Origin of the sequence: Chryseobacterium sp. OV279 (assembly GCF_900128945.1) — a bacterium.
GTDB lineage: Bacteria > Bacteroidota > Bacteroidia > Flavobacteriales > Weeksellaceae > Chryseobacterium.
The window spans coordinates 865767-889225 of the sequence record NZ_FQUD01000001.1 but is presented as its reverse complement, the minus strand read 5'-3'; the positions used below and the strand labels follow the sequence as shown (position 1 = coordinate 889225).

The following is a 23459-nucleotide window of genomic DNA, read 5'->3' as shown; positions in this document are numbered from 1 at the left end:
GTTTACAGCGATTTGCTAATTTATTTCGATCGATATTAATCGATGATAATTGCTACTTACTTGACTTCTTCGAAGTCTGCATCCTGTACATCATCTGCACCTCCTGCATTAGCTCCGGCGTCTCCACCCTGAGCTTGTTGTCCAGCTGCATACATTTCTTCTGAAGCGGCCATCCATGCTGCATCTAAAGCTTCTGTTTTAGCTTTTACTTCGTCAACATTTTTAGTTTCGAAAGCTGCTTTCAATTCTGTGTGAGCTGCTTCTACTGCTGCTTTTTTGTCAGCAGAAAGTTTGTCACCGAATTCTTTCAACTGCTTTTCAGTCTGGAAGATCAATCCGTCAGCTTTGTTGAAGATTTCAACTTCCTCTTTTTTCTTAGCATCTGCTGCAGAGTTTTCCTGAGCCTCTTTCTTCATTCTTTCGATTTCTTCGTCAGAAAGACCTGAAGAAGCCTGGATTTTGATCGTTTGCTCTTTTCCTGTTCCTTTATCTTTAGCAGAAACGTTTAAGATACCATTCGCATCAATATCGAAAGTTACTTCGATCTGAGGAACTCCTCTTGGTGCAGGTGGAATATCAGAAAGATCAAATCTTCCGATCTCTTTATTATCGTTGAACATTGCTCTTTCTCCCTGTCCTACTCTGATGCTTACAGCCGGCTGGTTGTCAGAAGCTGTAGAGAATACTTCAGATTTTTTAGTTGGGATCGTTGTGTTCGCATCAATTAATTTAGTGAACACAGAACCCATAGTTTCGATACCTAGAGAAAGTGGTGTAACGTCAAGAAGCAATACATCTGTAACGTCTCCTGTCAATACTCCTCCCTGAATAGCAGCTCCAACAGCAACTACCTCATCCGGGTTAACTCCTTTTGAAGGTTTTTTACCGAAGAATTTTTCTACTTCTTCCTGAATGATCGGGATTCTTGTAGAACCTCCTACCAATAGTACTTCATCGATATCAGAAGTGGATAAACCTGCATCTTTCAACGCTTTTGCTACCGGCTCCATAGATCTTCTTACAAGATCAGAAGCTAACTGCTCGAATTTAGCTTTAGTTAAAGACTTCACTAAGTGTTTAGGACCTGTAGCTGTAGCCGTGATATATGGTAAGTTGATCTCAGTCTGTGCAGAAGAAGATAACTCGATTTTTGCTTTTTCAGCAGCTTCTTTTAATCTTTGAAGAGCGATAGCGTCAGTTTTTAATTCTACACCTTCCTCAGCTTTGAATTCGTCTGCCATCCAGTTGATGATCACATCATCAAAGTCATCACCTCCTAAGTGAGTATCACCGTTTGTAGACAATACTTCGAATACACCGTCTCCTAAATCAAGGATAGAGATATCGAAAGTACCTCCTCCAAGGTCATATACAGCGATCTTCTGATCTTTGTGGCTCTTATCCAAACCGTAAGCTAATGCAGCAGCGGTAGGCTCGTTGATGATTCTTTCTACTTTAAGACCTGCGATTTCTCCAGCTTCTTTAGTAGCCTGTCTCTGTGCATCGTTGAAATAAGCCGGAACAGTGATTACTGCTCTTGTTACTTCCTGACCAAGATAATCTTCAGCAGTTTTCTTCATTTTCTGAAGTGTCATTGCAGAAATTTCCTGTGGTGTATATTCTCTGTCGTCGATTTTTACTTTTACAGTATCATTAGGTCCTGCTACTACTTCATAAGGTACTCTTGAAATTTCTTTAGCATCTTCCTTAAAATGAGTACCGATAAATCTCTTGATAGAGTATACAGTTTTCTTTGGATTCGTTACAGCCTGTCTTTTTGCAGGATCCCCTACTTTTCTCTCACCATCTTCTGTAAATGCTACGATAGATGGAGTCGTTCTTTTACCTTCAGCGTTAGGGATAACAACAGGGTCTTTCCCCTCCATTACAGCAACACAAGAGTTGGTTGTTCCTAAGTCAATTCCAATTATTTTACTCATAATATTTATATTTTTTCTAATTTTTATATTTAATTTACATTCTCAATTTCTCAATATCTGTACCATCTCCTATTTTGTGACAAAATGACAGAACCGGAAATTTCTACAGATAATAATGTCCTTCAGATTATGTTAAATTGTACTATTCAAGACAGTTTGAACATCGGACATATTTAAAAATTAATCAAAGTTTAACTTTAGAAGTATGAATTAAACTTAACGAATTAGTATTTTTGATAAAATATACACTTTAGAATGTCAGTACACTTTAATCCGCGAGATATTACATGGCTTGCTTTCAATGAAAGGGTTTTACAGGAAGCCATGGACGAAAATGTTCCTTTACATTTAAGAATACGTTTCCTTGGAATTTTCTCCAATAATTTAGATGAGTTTTTCAGAGTACGTGTAGCCGGATTAAAGCGGGCGATGGATTTTAAAGAAAAAGTGATTGCTGAATCTTTCTATCAGCCTCCTTCAAAGATTCTTCAGAGGATCAATGAAATTGTGATCAGACAGCAGCAGAATTTTGATAAGACCTGGAAACACATTCAGACTGAAATGGCAGGCCTTAAGGTTTCTATTAAAAATGCCAAAAACCTCACAGCTAAGCAGAAAGAATTCGTAAGAGAATATTTTGACGAAGTGGTGGAATCCAATGTGATCCCTATCCTTCTTCACGAAAACACGCCGATGCCTTACTTAAGGGATAAAAGTCTCTATCTGGGGGTGGCGATGAGAAAAAAGGACTGGCAGTATTCCAGTAATTATGCGATTATTGAAATTCCGTCCCGTTTTGTGGGAAGATTTGTCCTGTTGCCAACGGAAGATCCGGAAGAAAAAAATGTGATGCTGCTGGAAGATGTTATCACGTTCAACCTTCCGCATATTTTCTCCTATTTCGGCTATGACGAATTTGCCGCCAATGCTTTCAAGGTAACGAAAGATGCCGAACTGGAACTGGACAATGACATCCGGACCAACTTCGCAGAAAAAATAGAAAAAGGACTTAAAAACAGAAGGAAAGGAAAACCTACCCGTTTTGTTTTTGATAAAGATATGGATAAAGCCCTGCTGGAGCTCCTTATCCGAAAATTAAATTTAACGAAAAAAGACAGTATCATTCCCGGTGGAAAAATTCACAATTTCAAACACTTTATGGATTTTCCGGATGTTTTTGAAACCTACGCAAGACCGGTGGAAAGATCTTCTTTTACGCACCAGGCTTTTGAACATGGTGAAAGAGTGACTGATGTTATCTTAAAACAAGACGTTCTTCTCTCCTTCCCTTACCACAAATACAATCCTGTAATTGATCTTCTTCGTGAAGCGGCCATGGATCCTGATGTAAAATCCATACAAATTACAGCGTACCGTCTTGCCGGCAACTCAAAGATCAGTAATGCCCTGATCTACGCAGCAAGAAATGGTAAAGAAGTGACGGTTATGCTTGAACTTCAGGCAAGATTTGATGAAGAATCCAATCTGAAGTGGAAAGAAATGTTTGAGCCAGAAGGAATCAATGTTCTTGTAGGTCTTCCGAACAAAAAAGTACACGCCAAGCTTTGTATCATTAAAAAAAGATCCCACAATAAAACACTCCAATATGGCTTTGTAAGTACCGGAAATTTCAATGAGAAAACGGCAAGAATCTACGGTGACCATTTACTGATGACTGCTGACCGCGGCATCATGGCAGATATCAATAAGGTGTTTAATGTTCTGAAAAAACCAAAAGATGATTTCCTACCAGTCCTGAAAACGTGTAAAAATCTGATGATTTGCCCGCAGTATATGCGTGAAAAGATTGTTCATCATATCGATAAGGAAATTGAGGAAGCCAAAGCAGGAAGAAAAGCAGAGATCATCATCAAGGCCAATTCCATGAGTGACAGAGCTCTGATAGAAAAGCTCTATGAAGCAGCCTATGCCGGAGTGGTCACAAAAACCATCGTAAGAGGAATCTATTGTCCGGTAAATCAAAAGGAATTTAAAGAGAAAATAAAAGCGATCAGTATCGTAGACGAATACCTGGAACACGCCAGGGTCATGTATTTCTATAATAAAGGTGCAGAAGACATCTACATCTCATCTGCCGACTGGATGACGCGAAATCTGGACTACAGAATTGAGGCCGCCGCGAAGATCACAGACAAGGAACTGAAGAAGGAATTGAAAGATATTCTGGACATTCAGTTGAGAGATAACGTAAAAGCTCGTATTTTAGACAAAAAATTGAGCAACGAGTATGTCAGGAATGATAAAAAGGAATGCCGTTCTCAAATAGAAACCTACAAATATTTAAAAGCTAAAACAAGCAAAAAATGAAGATCGCAGCGATAGATATAGGAAGCAACGCCGCCAGACTTCTGATCAATGAAGTAAAGATCAGCAACAGAAAACCTGAATTTATAAAACTTAATCTTTTAAGAATCCCTCTGAGACTGGGAATGGACGTGTTCACCATGGGCATGATCGGCGAGGAAAGAGAAAAAATGGTCATCGACTCGATGAAAATTTTCAGTGACCTTATGAAGATCTACAAAGTGGAGCATTACCGCGCCTGTGCCACCAGTGCGATGCGTGATGCCTCGAATGGAAATGAAATCATCAGACAGGTGAAGGAAACTTCGGGCATCAATATAGAGATTATCTCCGGTGACGAAGAAGCAACACTGATCTATGAAAACCATGTAGCAGAAGGCCTTGACAAAGAATTCGCCTATTTATACATTGACGTGGGAGGAGGTTCTACAGAGCTTACTTTTTACGAAAACGGAAAAATGGTGTACGAAAAATCGTTCAACATCGGAACTATCCGCCTTCTGAATAACCTCGTAACTCCTGAAAACTGGCAGGAGATGAAGGATGAGATTAAAGATAATATCGTCAGCAAAAGACCCATCGTCGCTATCGGTTCTGGGGGAAATATCAATAAGGTATTCTCGATGAGCAAAACCAAAGACGGAAAACCGATGACGCTTGCCCATCTTAAAAAGGTATATAAAGAATTCAACGAGCTTTCTGTAGAGGAAAGAATGACGAAACATAACCTAAGAGAAGACAGAGCGGACGTTCTTGTTCATGCTTTGAGGATTTTTAATAATGTGATGTCATGGTCAGATATCAACAGGATATTCGTTCCTAAAATCTCCGTGGCAGACGGACTGATCCATAATATTTTCAGTCAGCTGCACGAAAAAAAATAAATTTCTTACACAGTATATTTCAAAAACCGGTCATCTTTTGGCCGGTTTTTGTGTTATGTAAGCGCTCCTCATTCATAATTTCTTCAGAAATGTAATTTTTTTACTGTACATTTAAAGTAATACTATATCTTAGTACGTCATGCATAATATCAACAGAAAAAAATGAATCCGATCAAAATAATTCTTACAGGTGCAACCGGTATGGTAGGCGAAGGTGTTTTAATGGAATGCCTTGAAAATCCTAATGTTTCAGAAATACTAAGCGTAAGCAGAAAACCTTCCGGAAAAACACATCCAAAGCTTAAAGAATATTTAGTTCCGGATTTCCTGGCCATAGATCTCAACGACGAAAACCTGAAAGGATATGATGCCTGCTTTTTCTGTGCAGGAATCAGCAGCGTGGGAATGAATGAGGAAGAGTATACAAAGATCACATACGATACCACCGTTCATTTTGCAAAGGTTGCTCTGAACCAAAATCCGGACATGGTTTTCAATTATGTATCAGGAGCTCATACAGACAGCACAGAAAGCGGAAAGCAGATGTGGGCAAGGGTAAAAGGCAGAACTGAAAATGCATTGAAAAAATTAGGTTTTAGAAATGCATTCAATTTCCGTCCGGGATTCATGAAACCCGTTGATGGTCAAATACATGTAAAATGGTTCTTTAAACCTATTATTTGGATTTTTCCTGTTTTTTTACCGTCAAAATCATTAACTTTACACGAAGTGGGCAAAGCAATGATCAATGGCGTGCGCAAAGGTTACCCCACATCAGTTTTGGAAATCAGGGACATTAAAAATTTAGCAATATGAGAGATATGGTAAAAAGAATTGTTCTGGTCATTTTTGTTCTTCTAGTCCTGACAGCAGTTTCAGGCTATTTTTATATGCAGAAACATCCGCTGGATGAAAAAGCATCTGTGAATAAAACCATGAATATTACAGGAAGCAAAGTCAGCAAGTAAATTAACAAAACGAAGAGTTTTGCTGTTTTATATTTCATTTCAACAGCAACCGTTACCTGTTTGTTAAACATTTATTAAAATTCCATTAAAATACTTGCGCGGTATAAAGTTCATTTTTGCATAAATCTAATGCAAGTAAAAAATGACCAACAACTATCTATTAAAAGGATCTGTCATTGCCGCATTCTTCCTTCAGGGAGGGCTTTTCGGACAGACACTGATCCATTACTGGAATTTTAACAACAATACATCTTCAGCATCCATCACGACTCCCTCTTCCACTTTGGTAAGCGGATCTCTAGCTGCCATAGCCGGAGGAACCAGCGAAATAGATTTTGCAGGCGGTACCGGACAGAATTTCAGTATTGATAATTTAAATACAAGAAACGGCGATCCGGCCGGAACCCATTTAAGATTCAATAATCCCATTGGGGGCACTTTACAGTTCAATCTTCCTACGACAGGGTATCAGAATGCTGTTGTTAAATTTACGACAAGAAGATCCGGACAGGGCGCGGGAACTCAATCATGGTCTTATTCAACGGATGGAAGTACTTTTGTTCCTTATCAGACCATCAATCCACAGGATGCCAATCCTCAGCTTATGACTTTTGATTTTTCTTCAGTTTCAGGCGTTTCCAATAACCCGAATTTTAAATTAAAGGTAGAATTCTCCGCTACAGGAGGCGGAACGGGAGGGAATAACCGTTTTGATAATTTTACAATGGATGCCACAGCATCCGGAGGTGCCGACACAACCCCTCCTACAACCACTTATCTTCCCGCTCAAAACACAAATAATGCTTCTACCACTGTAAATCCAACAATTTCTTTCAATGAAAATGTAAGACTTACAGACAATTCCGCGATCACCGATTCTAATGCACAAAGCCTTGTAGATTTCCGTGTAGGAAATGCTTCAGGTACTTCAGTTCCCTTCACAACGACTTTCAGTAATAATAAAATCACAGTCATTCCTACGGCTGCACTTATTCCCGGACAGACGTATTATCTGGCTCTTAAACCCAATACGGTTGAAGATTTAAGTGATAATGGAGTTACAGCATTGACATCAAGCACCTTTACAACGGCCGGAACCACGGTTTCTCTTGATAAAAACTTCATTAAAGTAAATGAAAATGCAGGAAGCCTGGCCTTCAAGATCAATGTTACCAATCCTTCGGCTGCTACAGTTAATCTTGTAGTAAAACCGGCACCGTTCAGTACTGCCGACAGCAATGATTTTACATTAGCCAATCAGACCATCAATATCACTCCTTCTACAACAAGTTATACGGTCAATATTCCGATCATCGATGATACACTGGAAGAGCAGCAGGCAGAATATTTTGTGGTAAGCCTTGAAAATCCTACCGGGACAACTATTTCCGGAGATAATACGGCTACTGTTTATATTGTGGACAATGATAAACCTGCACCGGTTCCTTCAGGACAGATTCAGCTGAACTATGTTGCAAGTTTTGATCCCTCCGGAAACAACAACAGTTCTACAGAAATTGTAGTTCATGATCCGGCCAGCCAGAAGTTATTTACCATCAGTTCCATCACGGATGTATTTGACATCATTGATTTCACTAATCCAAATGCTCTTTCTGTAGTCAAAACAGTGAACATGGCACCGTATGGCGGGATTACAAGTATCGCCGTTAAAAACGGGATCATTGCAACGGCTTCCCCGAATGCTGATCCACAGCAGAATGGCTCTGTAGTCTTTTTTGACATTAACGGAAACTTCCTGAAACAAGTGACTGTGGGAGCACTTCCTGATATGGTGGCGTTCACTCCGGACGGAACAAAAGTGATCACAGCCAATGAAGGTGAGCCTAATGATGCTTATACTGTAGATCCTGAGGGAACCATCAGCATTATTGATATTTCAGGCGGTATCGCAAATCTGCCACAAAGTAATGTCACAACGCTTAATTTTAATAGTTTCGATTCTCAGACCACTGCTTTAGTGGCCACAGGACTGAGAAAAGTAAGAACCAACAATACGCTTTCTCAGGATCTTGAACCTGAATATGTGACAATAAGCTCAGACAGTCAGAAAGCCTGGGTAACACTTCAGGAAAACAATGCTGTAGCAGAAATTAATCTAGCCACAAAAACAATTTCCGGAATCTGGGGATTAGGCAAAAAAGACATGAGTCTTCCGGGTAACGGTTTTGATGCTTCGGATAACAATGGTGAAATACTTATCGCTAACTGGCCGGTGAAAGCCTACTATATTCCGGATGCCGTTCAGAATTACAAAATAGGAAACACCAATTATATCGTAACGGCTAATGAAGGTGATGAAAAAGATCTTTCAGGATACAGCGAAAGAACTACTGTGGGAGCAAATACCTATACTCTAGATCCTGCTCTATTCCCACAGGCATCCGTTTTAAAAGCATCTCATAATTTAGGCAGATTCAGAGTGTCCAGTGCAACAGGAAATACTGATGCGGATACAGATTTTGAAGAAATTGCAGCTTTGGGAGCACGTTCATTCTCTATTTTTAATGCCGATACCAAACAATTGGTTTACGACAGCGGTGACCGGTTTGAAAGATATATCGCAGCCAAACATCCCCTGATCTTTAATGCAGACAATGAAGCCAACGGTGCCAAAAACAGAAGCCGTGCGAAAGGTCCTGAACCCGAAGGAGTAGCTTTAGCGACCATCAATGGACAGACTTATGCGTTCATCACTCTGGAAAGAACCGGAGGGGTAATGGTTTATAATATTGCAGACCCTAACAACCCTACGTTTACAGACTATAAACATTCACGTTCTACCTCAGCTTATGGTGGTGACAACGGTCCTGAAGGGATTACATACATCGCTCCGGGAAATACAACAAACGGAAAAGGCTATGTCATTGTTGCCAACGAGATCAGCGGAACATTATCCATGTATGAAGTGGTGTCTACTCCAACATTGGGAACTGGTGAAGTGAAAACTGAAAAAGCAACCTTCAATGTATTCCCTAATCCTGTCACGAAAGGAAATGTTCTATACTTTAACAGAGCGCAGGATTATGAACTGTATGACATGTCAGGAAAAATGCTTGGAAAAGAGAAAAATGCTTTAACCATAGATACTTCAAAACTTTCTGCGGGTGTTTATCTTGTGAAAACTTCGGAAGGACATGTGAAGAGGGTGATTGTGAAATAGTGAGAGGTTGCGGGATTCGGGATACGAGTTTGAGAGTCGGAGCGTTTGAGGGTTTGAAAGTTTTGAACTTTGTCAGTCTGAAAACTTGGTTCTTATTTATTGAATCTATAATTCACTATTCACTAGCATAGCAAAATTGACCATTGACGTTTCTCAATCTCAGCCTTAACCTAAAGTCTCATGTCTCGTGTCTGACATCTGACATCTTGATATACCAATAGAAATACTTTATATATAATTCAGTTGATGAGGTCCCGGATTTTCCGGGGCTTTTTTTGTTTTTTGAACTGTAAATTCAGTAGATTTAGGCTTTTAATCATCTTCATGACACAACAACTGGAAAGCATTATCGGAGAAGTTTATCACAAAGAAAGAAGAAATCTTTTTACTTTTCTTACCGGTGCCGGAATTTCATCCGACAGTGGAATTCCTACCTATCGGGGAATTGATGGAATCTGGGTGAAAGGAACTCAGTTTCACAAGCCTGAAGAATTCGGAACACTCAGGTATTTTAAAGAACATCCTGAAGAGGTTCTACAGTATTCTCTTTTCCGAAAGAAAATGTTTGAAAGTGCAACGCCTAATGAAAGTCATTTTGAATTATCTGAAATTGAGAATATCCTACAGGACCGTTTTCATCTGATTACTCAAAATATTGATAATCTTCACCGTCGTGCCGGAAATCAAAGGATTCATGAAATCCATGGAAATAACAGAGAAATCAAGTGCTCAAATGGTTGTAAGGAAATTATAGCTCTTCCTGAAGAAATAAAAGGCAAAAACCTTGAAGAAGATCTCACAGAAAATGATATTTCTCTTCTGACCTGCAAAACCTGTGGCCATTGGATGCGTCCCAATATTCTGTGGTTTGATGAATATTATGATGAAAAAACAAATAAGAGATTCGGCTCCCTGAAAGTGGCCAAAAACAGCGGTATTCTTTTTATTGTAGGAACTTCCGGCGCAACCAGTCTTCCCATAGCTATTGCTGAAACAGCTTTGAAATATGGAGCTTTTATTGTGGACATCAATACTGAAGACAATAATTTCACGGATCTGATCAGGGATAAAAAAAACGCAGTGATCATCAGAGAAAGGTCTACTGATGTTTTAAAAACCATTAAGGAGATTATTAAAAATATTGCCCATTAAAATGTTTGGATTTGCCTTTGATACTGAAACAGAACCTGAGATTATTGCTTATATGGATGATGTCAAAAATATTGAACATAAAGCAGGTATTATTTACCGTACCCTACGACTTATTAATGTAGACAATGTTCCTAATTTAGTATCAGCAATAGAAAATGCTGAAAGGATCTATGAAAACAACGGTTTCATATGTTTTCTTGATGATACATCTATTGTAACCAGAACTTTTATCGGTAATATCAAAGTAATAAAATCAAAAAAGAACAATATTACTCTAATGGGGCGGGTATGGAGCAATCCTCCAGGCTACCACAAAGCAATGAAGATGAGATTAAATAATGAAATTACAGAAAAAAATATCTGGAAAAATTTCAGGAAAGAAGAATTACAAGGCTGGCTTGTCTATGCACTTCACACAATGAAAATAGATGAAGTGAAAGAAAATATCAGTATTGAGATCGATGGAAATAAATTTCACAATTTGGACAGCTTCTTCTGTGCTTTAGGAGAAGAAGTTAATGGTATAGGAGGATACTTTGGAAGAGGGATTTATGCCTTGTTTGACTGCCTGCGTGGTGATTTTGGGGTAAACTCTATATCAGAATTAAAATGGCTAAATCATAAGAGAAGCAAAAAATTATTTAAAACTAAATTTGATGAAATACTTCAGGTTTTTGCAGATCATAATGTAAAAGTTATTCTGGAATAAAAAGACTCAGGCGGAAAGCTTCGCTTTCCGCCTGAGTCCAAGTCTATTTCAATATTTCAATTATGCCTTAGGAGCTTCAGCTTCCGGATTCATATCATCAAAATTCTTTTTCTCTTTCTTTTCCGGAACCATGACAATTTCCTTCTGAATTTCTTCCGGTCTTCCTTTTAAATATTCCGGTAAATTAAGACCTGCCATATTGAAAAGATCGTTCAATGGTGGTACTGTTTTCATCATTCCTGAAACAAAATTAGCGGTAGAACCGTTTCCGTCCTGGCCGTTTCCGCTGTCCCAAACCGTAATTTTATCGATTTTAATATTTTTAACAGCTTCCACCTGGGTCTTAACCAATTCAGGAAGTTTTTCAATTAACAGCAACTGGAAGGCACTGTTGGTATCACCACCGGCAGCTTGTACAATTTTATCGTAACCTTGAGCCTGTTTGGTCAGGATTTCATAAAGACCTTTTGCTTCCGCTTCCATTTTAGCGAAAATAGCATCTGCTTCCCCTTTTGCCTGTAGTCTGATTTTCTCAGCTTCTGCCTGTGCATCAATGATGGCTTTTTGTTTTGCGATTTCTGCATGTACTACAATATTCGCCTGTTGGGTAGAACGTTCTCTTTCTCCCCTCGCAACTTCCGCTTTCTGTTCAGCAAGGTAAGATTCCTCCAAAGATCGTGCAGCCTGTACTTTTTCTGCAGCGGTTGCAATTCTTAATGCCTCTGCTTCTTTTTCTCTTCTTTCGGCATCAGAATTCGCGATGGTAATTTTGGCTTCGTTTTCCCCTTTTACAGCGATAGAGTTCGCCAGAGAGGTTGCAATTCTTGACTCTTTTGCAGCTTCTGCCTTACCGATGGATTCATCTTTTATGGCAGAGGCAATACTGATCTCTTTATCTTTTTGCGTGATGGCAATTTTTACATCTCTGTCTCTTTGTGTTTCGGCAATCTGCGTATCCTTTTCTCTGTCGGCAATTGCTTTTCCGGTTTCCCCGATCTTCGTTTGCTCAGCTACACTGATGATGGCTTCGTTAATCGCTTTTGCAGCCGCTTCTTTACCCAAAGCTTCAATATATCCGGATTCATCTCTGATATCCGTAACGTTCACGTTGATCAGCTTTAAACCGATTTTCTTTAATTCCGTATCTACGTTTTTAGAAATATTGTCTAAGAATTTATCTCTGTCTGAGTTGATCTCTTCAATGGTCATCGTAGCAATCACCAAACGAAGCTGACCGAAAAGGATATCTTTGGAAAGTTCCTGAATCTGCTCCTGAGCCAATCCCAATAATCTCTCTGCTGCATTTCCCATAGAATCCGGTTCCGTAGAAATGGCGATGGTAAATCTACACGGTACATCTACACGGATATTCTGCCTGGATAAAGCATTGGTAAGATTAGCCTCGATAGAAATAGGTTTCAGATCAAGATAAGCAAAATCCTGGATAACCGGCCATACGAAAGCACCGCCTCCATGGATACATTTTGCTGAGGTGCCGCCCGTTTTACCGTAAATAACCAAAATTTTATCCGACGGACATCTTTTATACCTCGAAATAAGGGCTAAAAATGTGACGAATAGTACAAGTACAATGACTAATGTTAAAATAAGACTTCCTGGTATTGCCATAAATAGTTTTTATATAATGGTTGATAATGAATTAAATTTTTGAAACGACAAGGATCTTGTCATAGATGTAAGTGACTCTCACAGAACCACCGGACGGAATATTTTCCTTTTCTTCAGTCATAGCGGGAAGTTCATGGCTGGTTCCGTTCACAGAGATCGTGATCTTTCCTTTGCCGCTCATATCTCCCGGAATCGTAAGGTAGACTTCTCCTGCTCTACCGATAAGATTTTCCATTTTAAAGGTATTGTCTTCCGTGAGTTTCATAATCTGAAGGATAAGGATAAAGAATAAAAAGATAAATCCAGCCCCTACAAGCGCAGAAACAAAAATCAGCAGCGACTTATTTCCTATGGATCCATAGAATGCCACGCCGCTCCATCCGAACCCTAAAAGAAAATTAATAAGGTTTCTGAAAGAAAATAACTGAAAAGGACTGTCAGCATGACTGTCACCGCTAAAATCAGCGTGAACCACATCTCCGTGGCTGCCTCCGACAAAAGTAAGAACCGTTTGAATCAGAAAGATAAAGCTGGCTGCGATGGCCGTATACCAGAACCCCTGCTGAAGCGGTTCTAGATTTTGCAGAAATTCAAACATAAGATGCGTTTTTCACAAATATAATTAAAAAAAATCAATAAAACCAATAAAAAACGGCATAAAACAGACCTATAGAATATCGATTTGTATGGTTTAAAAAAAGCCATTTTTATTTATCTGAAAACGCTCTAAAGTCCTTTCAAAGGGGATAATTTTTCAATACCTTCGCGGCTTTACTATAACTATGAATAAAATTTTTACGAGTTTAGCCCTGATGTCTGTTTTTTACATGAACATCAATGCTCAGACCATTCATTTAGACTCCAGTTTCGGAAATGGAGGTATTGTTTCGTTTCCATTGATTGGTGAAGCAGATGATCTTCAAATTTCATTGAGTTCCGACAATAAAATATTTGCTTATGGAAAAGACATTGCCTCATCAGGATTAATGACTACCAATAAAATTTACAAATTAAATCTTGATGGCACTTTAAACACAGGATTTGGAAATAGCGGAGTATTAACACTCCCGGATTATATAAGTGATTTTAATGTCATATCCCAGGGAAATGATAAAATTCTGGTAACTTTTCAAAAAACATCCAATGATGCTTCTTCTGAAACAAGTATTCTGAGATATGATCTTAATGGTGTTTTAGATACCAGTTTTGGAAATAATGGCGAATTTAAAACCTCTCATGACGGAATGAACGGCTTCAGGTATAACAATACGGTCGTTCTTGCTGATCACTCAATCATTCTCACGACAGGAAGCAGGTTCATTAAGCTATCTTCGAATGGAAGTATCGATAGTTCCTACGGCAATAATGGAAGTATCAGCCAGTCTAACAGTGGAAATATTCAACTGTCGAATTCTGATATACTTGCCTTTTACGACAATAAAATTGATAAAATAAGTACCACTTCAACGCCTGTTAGTACTTTTGGGACCAATGGAACCTTTACCTACCCGGATTCAGGAAATTACTTTTCAAAACAGGCTCCGGGCAGCAATATCCGCACCTTGGATTTAGACAGCGATGTTTTCTACAACATTAATCCTAATGGAACTATGTCTAATATCACTTCACTGACTCATGACAATAATACGCTTGATGTGTACACGAACTTTGGCTTTGCGGGAAATAGAATATATTTTGTAGGAACATCTTCTACAGACACTCCATTCATCGTAAGCTATGATTATTCAGGGAATATAATCCCTCTAAATTCTCAAAACTCCTATAAAGAAACAGCCCTCACTCAAGGAAATTATACTTCCGTTTTGGCAGAAGATAATACCGTTTATGTAGGAGGTGACAAAAAAGACCCCGCCACCAATACATGGCATTATGTAGTCGCAAAATACAATGCATCTGCATCTGTTTTATCAGCGCATGAAGTCCAAAATGAAAGCTCTGTTTCGTTTGAAAATCCAGCCAAATCGAATCTGGTGTATTCTTCAAAAGAGAAAATAAGAAAAATCGAACTGTACTCTTCAGACGGAAAACTGCTAAAAACTTTAAGCGAAAATAATTCTGACATTTCATCTCTCACGAAAGGCATTTACTTCCTGAAAACAGAATTTGTTAGCGGAAAAATAATAACAAAAAAGCTGATGAAAAATTAATGATGCCGTAAAGCAGCAATCATATATACTTTTTCAGTTAAAAACTTAAAGCTTGGATTTATAATCCGGGCTTTATTGATTTCATCCCTTGAAAAATCCGTAAAAGTATAAACTTCCGCCAGAATTCTATAACACCACATCCTGGATTACCTCTAATTTTATCCCGCGAAATGAAAAGAGTATTCCACCTGTTTTTCCTGCTTCTTTACGTAATAATTTCTTCGGGATTTACTACGAGTAAGCATGTATGTAAGGGAAATTCAAGTGAACTCCACGTAGGACTAAAAAACCTGTCCGATATGGACTGTCCAAAATGCAGTAGCAACAAAGAGAAAAACCACGGAAAATGCTGCAAATTAGAAGTCAAAAAGGTGTACCGAGCAGATAACCTGACCTCTTCCCACAAAAACTTACCGGTTAAATTTCTCGCGGCTTCTATTCCCTATCATAATTTGGGAACGGTATTCGAAGTTTCAGCATTATACTCAGAAAAGACTTCCACCCTCTTTGATTTCGCCGAAGATCACTTTAATTATCCTTCCCTCTACATTCTCCATTGCGTTTACAGAATTTAGAATCGTATTGAATTTTGTCATCCCGAATGCGGGATCCTATTTTCAATATTCATTCTAAATCAATCTTATGAATTCAAAATATAATGCCCTCATCATACTGCTGGGCTGCCCCGCCATGTTCTTTGGACAGCAGACCGGCTTAGAGGATGTACTGATGAAAGCCGGGAAAAACTACCAGTCTATCAAAAAAAAGGAAGTGAATATCGCAGCTTCCCATGAACGGCTCAATCTTCAGAAAACCTATTACCTGCCTGAGGTTACCCTGATGGCACAACAAAACTTCGGAACCATCAATGCACAGAACGGCCCAATGTACAGCCAGGGCGGTCTCGGGGTAGCTTCTACCTCAATGCCTCTGGCAGAACAGAACTGGAATGCTGCATTTGGAAGTTTATATTTGGCTAATGTCAACTGGAATGTCTACACCTTCGGACGTCTGAAAACCAAAGAACAGCTGGAAACAGCCGATGTGGAAGTTCAGAAATCTGATCTCAGCCAGGAAATTTTTCAGCACCAGATCAAAGCAGCCGGTGCCTATTTTAATCTTTTGGTAAGCCAGCGGCTGGAAAATGTACAGCTGGAAAATCATAAACGCACCGAAGTAATCTATACCATTGCCAAAGCGAGGGCAGAAAGCGGATTAATTCCGGAAGTGGATGCCTCACTTGCAAAAGCGGAAATGTCTAATGCCCGGACCGCGATTATTAATGCCGATGATCATGTTCTGGAGTACAATAAAAAATTGGCAGATCTTTTAGCTGAAAATTTCACAGAGTATCAGCTGGACCATTATTTCAGTGAAAATATTCCTTTAACAACCTCTGAAAATTCTTCTTTGGAACAACATCCGAATATGCTCTTCATCACCCAAAAATTGAATAAAAGCAAGATTCAGGAAGCTCATTTGTTGACTACAGGACTTCCATCTCTTTCTCTTTTCGGGGTTTTTCAGGGACGCGGATCAGGCTTTGGATGGAATTATGTTCAGGATAATACCGCCTATTCTCCATCGTATTTAAAAGGAGCCGGCGTAGACCGGATGAATTATATCTTCGGATTGAATGTAAGCTGGAATCTTACCGATTTTTACAGGAACAGTTCTAAGGTTAATGAACAAAAACTGATGACTAAGACTCTGGATTTTGACCACCAGGTGCTTCAACAGGAGCTGACCAATCAACAGAGTCTCGCAGAATCGAAATTCAAAAATGCTTTGGCTAAAGTAACGGAAGCCAAAGTACAGATGGAAGCCGCAACAGATGCCTACCACCAGCAGAAAGCTTTATATGAGAACGGACTCACCACCATTGTGGATTTTACGCAGGCTTTATACCTGCTGAACCGTGCTGAGATCAATTATGAAATTGCTAAAAACAATTCATGGCAGGCCACCGTACTCATTGCTGCTTCAAAAGGTGACATTTCGATCATCACCAAAGCCATTATTCACTAACCCAAAAACAGAAACATGAATCTTATAAAGTTTGCATTGCGCAGACCGATATCTGTAATGGTATTGGTACTCGGCCTGCTGTTCTTCGGAATCAAGGCGGCCAAAGATGTAAAAGTAGATATTCTTCCGGAAATGGACCTTCCGGTAGTGTATGTAGCCCATTCCTTTAACGGATATACTCCGCAGCAGATGGAAGGCTATTTCACCAAAATGTATGTTAATATGCTTTTGTTCACGAACGGAATCAGAAGTATAGAATCTAAAAACACACAGGGATTGACCCTGATGAAAGTTAATTTTTATGAAGGAACGAATATGGGAGAAGCCATTGCCCAGATCAATGCCCTTTCCACCCGTTCCCAGGTATTTCTGCCACCGGGAGCACCGCCTCCTTTTATCATCCGTTTCGACTCGTCTTCACAACCCGTGGGACAACTGGTTTTCCGAAGCAGTACGCAGACCAATAACCAGCTGCAGGATATTGCGAATTTCAACGCGAGACCTTTCTTAATTAAAATTCCGGGGCTTACTACTGCTCCCCCGTTTGGAGGAAGTCCGCGGACGATAGAGATCAATGTGGATCCTTACAAACTCCGTGCGCACAGCTTATCGCCTGAACAGGTGGTAGAAGCCATTAGCCGAAACAATATTACGTCTCCTTCCGGAAATGTGTACATCGGTGATACCAATTATTTAACCCCAACGAATAATACGGTAAAAAAGGTGGAAGAGCTTGGAGATATTCCTCTCTTTAAAGGAACAGCAGACAATGTGTATATCCGGGATGTGGCCACAGTAAAAGACGGTGCCGATATTGCTACGGGATATGCCTTAATTGATGGAAAACGCTCCGTTTATATCAATATTGCAAAAGCCAGCAATGCTTCCACACTGGAAGTAGTGAACAAACTGAAGGAAGCACTCCCAAAAATTCAGAGAAATATGCCAGAAGGTGTACAAATTTCCTATGAATTTGACCAGTCGGTTTATATTTCCAATGCTTTAAAAAGTCTCATCATTGAAGGCGTTCTGGGTGCTTTGCTCACAGGATTGATGGTGATGTTATTCCTTAAAGACAGACGTGCAGCCCTGATCGTTATTCTGACCATTCCGATCTCCATTATTTCAGGCGTCCTGTTTTTAAAACTATTCGGACAATCGATCAATATCATGTCATTGTCAGGTCTTGCACTGGCCATTGGAATTCTGGTTGACGAAAGTACGGTTACTATCGAAAATATTCACCAGCATTTTGCGATGGGTAAAACCAGAACTCAGGCAATTTGGGATGCGTGTAAAGAGATTGCTTTTCCAAAATTGCTGATCATGCTCTGTATTCTGGCGGTATTTGCTCCGGCATTGATGATGAGTGGAATTCCGGGATCTTTATTTATGCCTTTAGCGATGGCGATTGGTTTCTCGATGATTGCATCGTTTGTCCTTTCGCAGACGTTTGTTCCGGTGATGGCCAACTGGATGATGAAACACGATCCAAAAACCTGTGAAAATCACAAGCCGGACTGGTTCAGCGGTTTCCGTGACCGCTTTGTCAGGTTTCTATCTTCATTGATGAAAAGCAGGAAAATCATTGTCAGTATAAGTCTTGCTGCTGCTTTATGTGCAGGATTCGGGCTTTATCAGATTACCGGGAAAGATGTCCTTCCATCAGTCAATTCGCGACAGTTTCAGGTGCGAATAAAAGCTGCTGAGGGAACCCGGATTGAAGTCACCGAAATAAAGGTGAAAAAATTTCTTGAACATCTTAAAAATAAGGTAGGAAAAGATAATATTGCGATCTCTTCCGTATTCATAGGTCAGCATCCATCGACGTTTGCGGTGAGTCCTATTTATTTATACAACGCCGGGCCGCATGAAGCATTAATGCAGGTTGCTTTAAAAGAGTTTAAAGGAAATTCAGACGAAATGAAAGATGAACTTCGGGTGTATTACAAAGAAAAAATGCCCGATCTGCAGATTTCTTTTGAACCTATCGAACTGACTGAAAAAATTCTCAGCCAGGGAGCCAATAATCCTATTGAAGTAAGGGTTTCGGGAATGATGAAAAAGATGAACCGGATGTATGCCGAAAAACTTTTAGTCAAACTGAAAGAAATCAAATACCTGCGCGATCAGCAGATTCCGCAATCCATGAACTATCCTGCCCTGCAAATCAATATAGACAGGGTTCGTGCGGCGCAATTGGGACTGGATGCTCAGGATATCGCAAAATCATTGGTAGCAGCCACAGCTTCAACCAGGTATACCAATAAAAATTTCTGGGTTGGCGGTATGATGGGCATTGCCTATGATGTACAGGTGCAGACTCCTCAAAATATCCTGAACAGCAAAGAGGAACTGGCCAATCTTCCTCTGTCTAAGAATTCAGACCGTCCGGTTTTGGGAGATGTCGCTTCCATCACCTCAACAAAAGAGTTGGGAGAAAGTTATAACCTTGGAACGATGGGCTATACAACAGTGACCGCCAATACACACAAAACAGACCTGGAACAGGCTTCCAAAGATGTAAAAAAAGCTATTGAATCATTGGGCGAACTTCCGAAAGGAGTCAATATCGAAGTGGCCGGAATGGCTCCGGTACTGGATGAGACGTTAAGCAGCCTGGCTTCCGGACTTCTGATTGCTATTGTGGTGATCTTTCTGATGCTGTCTGCTACGTTCCAGTCTTTCCGGGTATCGCTTGTTATTTTAACGACGGTTCCGTTTGTAGTCGTTGGCTCATTAGCCCTGCTGAATCTGACAGGCTCAACGCTGAATCTACAGTCTTATATGGGGCTGATCATGTCCATTGGAGTTTCCATTGCCAATGCTGTTTTATTGATCAGTAATGCGGAGACCATCAGAAAATCCACAGGGAATGCCTTGGAAGCGGGACTTGAAGCAGCCAAACTCCGGATCCGTCCTATCATCATGACGACACTGGCTATGGCGGCAGGAATGCTTCCGATGGCTATCGGTTTCGGAGAAGGAAGCGACCAGGTTTCGCCTTTGGGCAGAGCCGTTATCGGAGGACTGATTTTCTCCACATTCTCTGTTCTCGTTATCCTTCCGCTGGTTTTCGGGTGGATGCAGAAAAATGCGGGAATTATTTCGCCATCACTGGATCCTGAAGACGAAGAAAGCATTCATTATTTAAATCCCAACTCTTAATTTTTACTTCAATGAAAAACATTATATATACAGCCATTACAATAGGACTTATGAGTATTCCGGCTTCCTGTAAAGAGGAAAAGCCGATGGATATGTCCAAAGAAGCCAAACCCATGATGCACAGCATGGAAACTGTGGAGATCAAAAAGAGCAATCCGAAAGTTGAATTAAAATTGGCCGGCGAACTGATTCCGGATCAGGAAACCGCTTTATTTGCCAAAATACCCGGATATGTGAAAAAGATCAATGCGGACATTGGTTCATATGTGAGCGCAGGACAGGTTTTAATGGTTCTGGATGCTCCTGAGATCCAGTCACAGGCCGCCAATGCCAAATCTAAATGGCAGGCGCAGGAAGCGATTTATGCTGCTACAAGATCCAATTACGACAGAATGTACCGGGCGAATGAAACGAAAGGAGCTATTGCTAAAGATGCCTTGGATCAGATCACTGCCCGAAAACTGTCAGATCAGGCGCAGGTTAATGCCGCAAAGTCAGCCTACCGGGAACTGCAGGACATCAATCAATATTTGGTGATCCGTGCTCCTTTCAGCGGAATTATTACGGAAAGAAGTGTAGACCTCGGCGCTTATGTAGGTCCGAACGGCGGCGCTCCATTGATGGTCATTCAAAATACGTCCAAACTTCGCCTGAGCCTTTCTGTTCCTGAAGCAAGTGTTCAATACCTGAAAACGGGAGATACCATTTCATTCAGGATCAATGCGATGCCTGAGAAAAGTTTTAAAGCCCGGATTTCAAGGAAGTCGGGTTCATTGGATGTAAAGCTTCGCTCGGAGAAAATTGAGGCTGATTTTATTAATCATTCACGGGAATTAAAGCCGTTTATGATCGCAGAATCCGTCATTCCCCTGCAAAATCAGGAAGCTACTTTCTTTATTCCGAGATCAGCTTTGGTGGAAAGTAATATGGGAATTTACATCATCAGGAATGAAGGTGGCAAAACCAGGTTTGTTCCTGTAAAAAAAGGAAGAGTCCTGAATGATATGATTGAAGTTTTCGGGGAACTCACCGAAGGCGATAAGATCATTAAAAAAGGAAATGAAGAAATTTTAGAAGGAAGTTTAATTAAATAACATCAAAATGAAAGCAATATTCAAAAACACAGTCATCATTATCTTCGGATCAGTCGTTTTATACGCGTGTGGTCATGAAAAACAAAAGAACACGCCGAAACCTGAACCACAACCTGTACAAAAAGTACAGCCAGTTGCCGCTACCGGAACATATAAAAAGGGAGATCATGTCCCGAGTGAAACCGTCTGCATGGTAAACAATGCCTATATGGGCAAAAAGCAGATGGAAGTTCCTCACGGTGGAAAGATGTACTATGGCTGCTGCGAAATGTGCGTAGAAAAGATTCCGAATGATCCAAGCGTGAGAGAAGCGGTAGATCCGTTTACCGGAAAGAAAGTGGATAAAGCCAATGCATACATTGTGATGGTCAGTGATGAAGGAGAAGTGGCTTATTTCGAAAACGAAGAAAACTACAAACAGTTTTTAGCACAAAACTCATAATTTATATTTTTCTAATGTTGTTTTTAGGGCCTGGTAATTTATTATCAGGTCTTTTATTTGTGGGAATATAGAGTGGATTAATTGGATGTGGAAAGTTGGTTTCACGCAAAGGCGCAAAGATATTTGAGTATAATGCTGCTTTAAGGCGCAAAGATTTTATCTCCGATAAAATTGTATACCGCTATCATTCACATGAAAATCTGTGAAATTTCTACCCCAATCAGTTTGAAATCAGAACAAAAAAAAGACAGGCTAAAAAAACCTGTCTTTAAAAAATATTTCGTGTAATTTTTTACTCTACATTGATTACTTTTTGAATTTCCGGAGCATGTTGCTTGATGGTATTTTCTACACCTAATTTTAGGGTTGAGAAATTCAGCGAACATCCGGAACAGTTCCCCAAAAGTTTTACAAAAACCTGGTTATCCTTCACGTCAATAAGCTCGATATCACCTCCATCCTTGTTCAGGAACGGCCTGATGCTTTCCAGAGCTTCCATTACTCTCGTTACTGTATCTTCGTGTGTTATATTTGTTTCCATATTTCTTTAGTTCAATTCGGCTTTTTTCAAACTTAATTGAAAATAATTATTTTTTAGCTTTCGGCGAGCAACCCGCCATCGTTGAAATCTTTACAGCTTCTGTAGGGGGAAGATTTTTATTTCTTTCCAGTAGACTTTCTACCATTTTTCTTGCCGTTTCGGTGTAGATTCCTTCAATTTTAGAACCTTCCTGAAGCGCAGCAGGTCTTCCTACGTCTCCGGCTTCTCTGATACTCTGAATCAACGGGATCTCTCCCAGTACCGGAATTCCCAGATCTTCAGCAAGATACTGAGCTCCCTGTCTTCCAAAGATGTAGTACTTGTTATCAGGAAGTTCTTCCGGCGAAAAATACGCCATATTTTCGATTAATCCAAGAACCGGAATGTTAATACTTTCCATCTGGAACATCGCGATTCCTTTTCTTACGTCTGCCAAAGCTACGTGTTGAGGTGTACTTACGATCACGGCACCCGTTACAGGTACTTCCTGAATGATGGATAAATGAATATCTCCTGTTCCCGGAGGAAGGTCAATCAGTAAGAAATCAAGTTCTCCCCAGGCTGCATCTCTGATCATCTGGTTCAAAGCTTTTGAAGCCATTGGACCTCTCCAGACTACTGCCTGATTGGCTCCTGAGAAATAACCGATAGAAAGCATTTTTACCCCATAGTTTTCAACAGGTTTCATTTTACTTTTTCCGTCAACGTCTACAGAAATCGGCTTTTCACCTTCCGTATCGAACATGGTAGGAACAGACGGTCCGTAAATATCGGCATCCAGTAATCCTACTTTGAAACCCATCTTCGCTAAAGTAACTGCCATATTTGCTGCCACTGTAGATTTTCCTACGCCTCCTTTTCCGGATGCAATAGCAATGATATTCTGAATTCCAGGGATCTGTTTCCCTTTGATCTGGCTTAGCTGGATCTCACTCGGTTCCGGAGAAACGATTTTAAGTTTTAAGTGAATATCTTCTCCAAACTCACTGGCAAAAGCCTGCTTCATCGCTGCCTCCAGCTTTTTCTTTTCGTGCATTGCCGGTGAATGGGCGGTCATGTCTATATACACATCGTTACCCATGATTTGAAAGTTACTCACCAAATCGTCTACTTCTATCTCTTTAAGGAAATCCTGAACCTGTTCTTTCGTCAACATACTAAATATAAATTGTTCACAAATTTACGCATTTTTTCGATAATTTAGAATCAATAAAATCTATAACCCCATGT

18 protein-coding genes are annotated in these 23459 nt (G+C 40.0%); 13 read left to right on the top strand and 5 right to left on the bottom strand.

The window, feature by feature from the left end; translation table 11 throughout:
• Positions 1-56: 56 nt before the first annotated feature.
• Entirely contained in the window at positions 57-1940 is a 1884-nt protein-coding gene (dnaK, locus tag BUA72_RS03995) for a molecular chaperone DnaK (protein ID WP_072921879.1), read from the bottom strand.
• Positions 1941-2195: 255 nt separating this feature from the next.
• On the opposite strand from dnaK, the gene ppk1 reads away from it, so the two are divergent.
• The 7 genes from ppk1 (at position 2196) to BUA72_RS03965 (ending at position 11159) form a co-directional block, all read left to right on the top strand.
• Positions 2196-4268 carry a polyphosphate kinase 1 gene (ppk1, locus tag BUA72_RS03990; RefSeq protein ID WP_047449609.1) on the top strand — a complete coding sequence of 691 codons (2073 nt, stop codon included), beginning with the start codon at positions 2196-2198 and terminating at the stop codon, positions 4266-4268.
• Positions 4265-5149 carry a Ppx/GppA phosphatase family protein gene (locus BUA72_RS03985; RefSeq protein WP_047449612.1) on the top strand — a complete coding sequence of 295 codons (885 nt, stop codon included), beginning with the start codon at positions 4265-4267 and terminating at the stop codon, positions 5147-5149. Before ppk1 ends, BUA72_RS03985 begins: the two co-directional genes overlap by 4 nt.
• Positions 5150-5311: 162 nt before the next feature.
• Positions 5312-5965, top strand: coding sequence for an NAD-dependent epimerase/dehydratase family protein (locus BUA72_RS03980; protein WP_072921878.1), 654 nt, complete (start codon positions 5312-5314; stop codon positions 5963-5965).
• Positions 5962-6117: a hypothetical protein gene (locus tag BUA72_RS24350; RefSeq protein ID WP_156122708.1), complete on the top strand. Its 156-nt coding sequence runs from the start codon at positions 5962-5964 to the stop codon at positions 6115-6117. The genes BUA72_RS03980 and BUA72_RS24350 overlap by 4 nt, the downstream gene beginning before the upstream one ends.
• A 142-nt stretch (positions 6118-6259) precedes the next feature.
• Positions 6260-9298: a choice-of-anchor I family protein gene (locus BUA72_RS03975; RefSeq protein ID WP_072921877.1), complete on the top strand. Its 3039-nt coding sequence runs from the start codon at positions 6260-6262 to the stop codon at positions 9296-9298.
• Between the two features lie 324 nt (positions 9299-9622).
• On the top strand, positions 9623-10450 hold the full coding sequence (locus BUA72_RS03970) for an SIR2 family NAD-dependent protein deacylase (RefSeq protein WP_072921876.1): 828 nt from the start codon (positions 9623-9625) through the stop codon (positions 10448-10450).
• 1 nt (position 10451) lies between these two features.
• On the top strand, positions 10452-11159 hold the full coding sequence (locus BUA72_RS03965; protein WP_072921875.1) for a barstar family protein: 708 nt from the start codon (positions 10452-10454) through the stop codon (positions 11157-11159).
• Between the two features lie 60 nt (positions 11160-11219).
• Here BUA72_RS03965 and BUA72_RS03960 read toward each other — a convergent pair whose 3' ends face one another.
• Positions 11220-12788: a flotillin family protein gene (locus BUA72_RS03960; protein WP_047449622.1), complete on the bottom strand. Its 1569-nt coding sequence runs from the start codon at positions 12786-12788 to the stop codon at positions 11220-11222.
• A gap of 31 nt (positions 12789-12819) precedes the next feature.
• Positions 12820-13386 (bottom strand): NfeD family protein, encoded by a 567-nt coding sequence (locus BUA72_RS03955; RefSeq protein WP_072921874.1) that lies wholly within the window; start codon positions 13384-13386, stop codon positions 12820-12822.
• A gap of 184 nt (positions 13387-13570) precedes the next feature.
• Between BUA72_RS03955 and BUA72_RS03950 the strand changes: the two genes are divergently transcribed.
• From BUA72_RS03950 to BUA72_RS03925, 6 genes are all read left to right on the top strand, one after another.
• Positions 13571-14956 (top strand): T9SS type A sorting domain-containing protein, encoded by a 1386-nt coding sequence (locus BUA72_RS03950; protein WP_072921873.1) that lies wholly within the window; start codon positions 13571-13573, stop codon positions 14954-14956.
• 170 nt (positions 14957-15126) lie between these two features.
• On the top strand, positions 15127-15531 hold the full coding sequence (locus tag BUA72_RS03945) for an HYC_CC_PP family protein (RefSeq protein WP_072921872.1): 405 nt from the start codon (positions 15127-15129) through the stop codon (positions 15529-15531).
• A gap of 67 nt (positions 15532-15598) precedes the next feature.
• Complete coding sequence (locus BUA72_RS03940) at positions 15599-16984, top strand: TolC family protein (protein WP_072921871.1); 1386 nt, start codon at positions 15599-15601, stop codon at positions 16982-16984.
• A gap of 15 nt (positions 16985-16999) precedes the next feature.
• The gene (locus BUA72_RS03935) at positions 17000-20152 is read left to right on the top strand and encodes an efflux RND transporter permease subunit (protein ID WP_072921870.1); all 3153 of its coding nucleotides are present in this window, start codon (positions 17000-17002) and stop codon (positions 20150-20152) included.
• 11 nt (positions 20153-20163) lie between these two features.
• Positions 20164-21246: an efflux RND transporter periplasmic adaptor subunit gene (locus tag BUA72_RS03930; protein ID WP_072921869.1), complete on the top strand. Its 1083-nt coding sequence runs from the start codon at positions 20164-20166 to the stop codon at positions 21244-21246.
• Between the two features lie 7 nt (positions 21247-21253).
• The gene (locus BUA72_RS03925; protein WP_072921868.1) at positions 21254-21688 is read left to right on the top strand and encodes a hypothetical protein; all 435 of its coding nucleotides are present in this window, start codon (positions 21254-21256) and stop codon (positions 21686-21688) included.
• Positions 21689-21980: 292 nt separating this feature from the next.
• Here BUA72_RS03925 and BUA72_RS03920 read toward each other — a convergent pair whose 3' ends face one another.
• Both BUA72_RS03920 and BUA72_RS03915 read right to left on the bottom strand, forming a co-directional pair.
• Entirely contained in the window at positions 21981-22229 is a 249-nt protein-coding gene (locus tag BUA72_RS03920; RefSeq protein ID WP_051890476.1) for a NifU family protein, read from the bottom strand.
• Positions 22230-22275: 46 nt separating this feature from the next.
• Positions 22276-23385: an Mrp/NBP35 family ATP-binding protein gene (locus BUA72_RS03915; RefSeq protein ID WP_034730392.1), complete on the bottom strand. Its 1110-nt coding sequence runs from the start codon at positions 23383-23385 to the stop codon at positions 22276-22278.
• Positions 23386-23459: the final 74 nt, after the last annotated feature.

What these genes read in the sequence shown, in the direction of transcription:
- BUA72_RS03980 (WP_072921878.1), top strand. Translation starts at nt 5,312, where the DNA reads ATGAATCCGATCAAAATAATTCTTACAGGTGCAACCGGTATGGTAGGC.
- BUA72_RS03955 (WP_072921874.1), bottom strand. Translation starts at nt 13,386, where the DNA reads ATGTTTGAATTTCTGCAAAATCTAGAACCGCTTCAGCAGGGGTTCTGG.
- BUA72_RS03960 (WP_047449622.1), bottom strand. Translation starts at nt 12,788, where the DNA reads ATGGCAATACCAGGAAGTCTTATTTTAACATTAGTCATTGTACTTGTA.
- BUA72_RS03975 (WP_072921877.1), top strand. Translation starts at nt 6,260, where the DNA reads ATGACCAACAACTATCTATTAAAAGGATCTGTCATTGCCGCATTCTTC.
- BUA72_RS03940 (WP_072921871.1), top strand. Translation starts at nt 15,599, where the DNA reads ATGAATTCAAAATATAATGCCCTCATCATACTGCTGGGCTGCCCCGCC.
- BUA72_RS03915 (WP_034730392.1), bottom strand. Translation starts at nt 23,385, where the DNA reads ATGTTGACGAAAGAACAGGTTCAGGATTTCCTTAAAGAGATAGAAGTA.
- BUA72_RS03945 (WP_072921872.1), top strand. Translation starts at nt 15,127, where the DNA reads ATGAAAAGAGTATTCCACCTGTTTTTCCTGCTTCTTTACGTAATAATT.
- BUA72_RS24350 (WP_156122708.1), top strand. Translation starts at nt 5,962, where the DNA reads ATGAGAGATATGGTAAAAAGAATTGTTCTGGTCATTTTTGTTCTTCTA.
- BUA72_RS03930 (WP_072921869.1), top strand. Translation starts at nt 20,164, where the DNA reads ATGAAAAACATTATATATACAGCCATTACAATAGGACTTATGAGTATT.
- BUA72_RS03920 (WP_051890476.1), bottom strand. Translation starts at nt 22,229, where the DNA reads ATGGAAACAAATATAACACACGAAGATACAGTAACGAGAGTAATGGAA.
- BUA72_RS03925 (WP_072921868.1), top strand. Translation starts at nt 21,254, where the DNA reads ATGAAAGCAATATTCAAAAACACAGTCATCATTATCTTCGGATCAGTC.
- BUA72_RS03935 (WP_072921870.1), top strand. Translation starts at nt 17,000, where the DNA reads ATGAATCTTATAAAGTTTGCATTGCGCAGACCGATATCTGTAATGGTA.
- BUA72_RS03970 (WP_072921876.1), top strand. Translation starts at nt 9,623, where the DNA reads ATGACACAACAACTGGAAAGCATTATCGGAGAAGTTTATCACAAAGAA.
- BUA72_RS03985 (WP_047449612.1), top strand. Translation starts at nt 4,265, where the DNA reads ATGAAGATCGCAGCGATAGATATAGGAAGCAACGCCGCCAGACTTCTG.
- BUA72_RS03950 (WP_072921873.1), top strand. Translation starts at nt 13,571, where the DNA reads ATGAATAAAATTTTTACGAGTTTAGCCCTGATGTCTGTTTTTTACATG.
- ppk1 (WP_047449609.1), top strand. Translation starts at nt 2,196, where the DNA reads ATGTCAGTACACTTTAATCCGCGAGATATTACATGGCTTGCTTTCAAT.
- BUA72_RS03965 (WP_072921875.1), top strand. Translation starts at nt 10,452, where the DNA reads ATGTTTGGATTTGCCTTTGATACTGAAACAGAACCTGAGATTATTGCT.
- dnaK (WP_072921879.1), bottom strand. Translation starts at nt 1,940, where the DNA reads ATGAGTAAAATAATTGGAATTGACTTAGGAACAACCAACTCTTGTGTT.